General features: G+C 30.2%; 3 protein-coding genes. 1 reads left to right on the top strand and 2 read right to left on the bottom strand.

From position 1 onward, the window contains the following. The first annotated feature begins 81 nt into the window (after positions 1-81). Positions 82-885 (top strand): ABC transporter permease, encoded by an 804-nt coding sequence (locus VK998_RS08040; RefSeq protein WP_325227457.1) that lies wholly within the window; start codon positions 82-84, stop codon positions 883-885. A gap of 61 nt (positions 886-946) precedes the next feature. Here the strand turns inward: VK998_RS08040 and VK998_RS08035 are convergent, their stop codons facing one another. Beyond that, entirely contained in the window at positions 947-2,317 is a 1,371-nt protein-coding gene (locus tag VK998_RS08035; protein ID WP_325227455.1) for a sensor histidine kinase, read from the bottom strand. Further along, positions 2,307-2,738 (bottom strand): response regulator transcription factor (locus VK998_RS08030; RefSeq protein ID WP_325227453.1); only part of this gene is annotated, 432 nt, incomplete at its 5' end. The genes VK998_RS08030 and VK998_RS08035, both read right to left, overlap by 11 nt.

Genomic DNA, 2,738 nt, shown 5'->3' with positions numbered 1-2,738 from the left:
TTAGCTTAGACCAGATAGAAGATTTCAGGATTATAACCTGTACTCTAGAAGACGTATATTTAGCTTTGGGAGGTGTGAAGGATGGAATTAAATAAGAAACTGGATAGATTATTTGAGAATAATGCAAGTGTAGTAGTAAAGAAAGGATATAAACAGTTTTTTGTTAATCTATATTATTTGTTTAAAACTAGTTTATTTATAATTCGTGAAGACTGGCTTTGGTATTTGTTAATGATCTGTATTCGTCCTTTATCTATCATGATTTTCTTAGGGTTCTATTTTCAAGATAGTAGTAATGATATAATTTTATTTATTATAACTGGCAATATGGTTATGAGTATAGTTACAGGGACTATGTTAACTCTTGGTCAAAATTTAGGGATGTTAAAACAGTATAAAGCTTTTGATTATTATGCCACTTTACCAGTATCAAAAATAGCTTTAATTATAGCATTAGTTACAAGAACTACTATTTTAGTTTTACCTTCAATGTTGACAATTTTTTTAATCGGAAATTTCTATTTTGGCCTAGAAATGACTTTTCACCCTTTGATATTGCTAATTATTTTTATAAGTGGGTATTCCCTTTCTGGTATAGGTGCAATAATAGGAATATATAGTCGAAATATGCAAACAGCTAGTTTGATTACCCAAATTGTACAACCTATAGTTGTATTTATGGCTCCAGTTATGATCCCAGAAAATTACTTGCCAAGAATTTTAAAATATACATCACATCTAATGCCTACTACTTATGTAGCCAGAGTTCTTAGAGGAGCTGTTGTTGGGCAGATAGCATATTTTGATTTAGTAATTATTTTAATAGTTTCAGTTATTTCAATCTATCTTGTCGGAGTGAAACTAGACTGGAGAGTAGAAAATTAAATTAGACGACAAACAAAAAGTAGTAGTAGTTAGTGAAAAATAAGTCGAGGATCAACCCGACTTATTTTATTCTTATTTCCACATAAAAAGATACCCCTTCTTCTTCATTTTTAGCCCAAATTTTTCCACCGTGTAAAGTTACAATTCTATGAACGATAGCCAATCCAAGACCAAATTCTCCTTTATACCCTTTATTGAATTTAGTAAATAGAGAATCTAAGGTTTCTGGTTCAATATTTGGTCCATCATTCCAAAATTTTAGCATTACCTTATTTTCATCCTTTGGATTTAAGGATATGAGAATCGAATTTTTTGCATATCTTAACTGATTATCTAGTAGATTTTCTATAACTATTCGCCATTGTTCTAAATCACCATTGATATCTATAGGTTGTAAATTCAGTTGCCAATCAATATCAGTTCTATTCCAAGATAACCTTTCTATGACATCCTTTATCAATTTGTCCATAGAAAAATCTTCATAAGGAATATTATGAGTATTTAGATAGTCTAATTTTGTTATATAGAGTAGATTTCTTATACGTTTTTCCAATCTTTCTGCTTCTTCGTCTATTATCTTTACAGAACAATCCAAATCTCCCTTTGGGTAGATCCCATCTCTAATGGCTTGTGAAAAACTACGAATAACCATAACTGGAGTTTTTAATTCATGGGATATATGTTGTAAGAAGGATTGCTGCATTTCTTCCTGATAGATCAACTGATTTCTAAGTTGCTCTATAGATTCTCCTAATTTTCCTATTTCGTCTCCTCTATCTAATTCTACTGGTTCTTCCCATTGATTATCTGCAAGTTTTTCTACTCGTTTTTCTAATCTGACAAGAGGTCTGGATAGATATTTTGACAACAAAATAGCAGGAATCCAACTAAAGATAAAAACTAGGAACATGATCATTAATAATTTTCTAAACAAAGTTTGAACTAAATCTTCTCTATAGGAATCCCACATATAAGAGACTAAAAAAGCATCTTGGTTCAAGGCTTTTCCTTTGGTAATAACATAAAATATTTTTTCATCTCCTACTTTTCCGTTATATCTTTGACTATTTTTTTCTTGAGTCAATGCTTGGTTTTTAACTTCATTTAAAAAATTTATAGAAAGAGATGAAGATACTATGATTTGATGATCGTCATAGATTATAAAATGGTTGACTGTACGAATATTTTCTAAAGTTTGTCTTGATTTTTCTGGCCCTTGGGATTCTAATAGATCTTTTATAGAACGTATATCATACTGGTTAAACATTAAGGTTTGAGCTGATTCTATAGTTACATATATTTCATTGGTAAAGAAATCTCTTAAAGTTAATGGTAGGATAATGGCCAACATTAAAGATATACCCAAAGTAATAGTTGCAAAAACTACCCAAATTTGAATAGATAATGGCCAATTTTTCATTTTAATTTTCATTTTCAATCATCCTATATCCATATCCATAGATGGTTTCAATTCTTAATTTAGGCATCTTTTTTCTAAGACGTCTTATCAAATCGTCAACTACTCTGTCTGTCCCAAAATAGTTAGAACCCCAAACAGCTTCTAAAATTTGTTCTCTAGAAAGGGCTATACCTTGATTTTTAGCAAAGTAGAGTAATAAATCGAATTCCTTAGAGGTTAAATCTATTAAACCATTTTCTAGCTTAACCCTCCTAGATTTTTCTTCTACTATATAAGGAGGAATATTTATAATTTGATAGTTAGAACCATAGACTCTTTCCAATAAATTCTTAGTTCTAATGACTAACTCCCTAGGAAGAAAAGGTTTAGCCAAATAATCATCGCTACCTAATTCTAAACCTAAAACCCTATCAATATCTGCATCTCTTGCAGA

This window comes from Schnuerera sp. (assembly GCF_035459645.1).
Classification (GTDB): domain Bacteria; phylum Bacillota; class Clostridia; order Tissierellales; family Tepidimicrobiaceae; genus Schnuerera.
The sequence above is the reverse complement of the archived record's forward strand: the minus strand, read 5'-3'. Positions and strand labels throughout refer to the sequence as shown.

What these genes read in the sequence shown, in the direction of transcription:
- VK998_RS08040 (WP_325227457.1), top strand. Translation starts at nt 82, where the DNA reads ATGGAATTAAATAAGAAACTGGATAGATTATTTGAGAATAATGCAAGT.
- VK998_RS08035 (WP_325227455.1), bottom strand. Translation starts at nt 2,317, where the DNA reads ATGAAAATTAAAATGAAAAATTGGCCATTATCTATTCAAATTTGGGTA.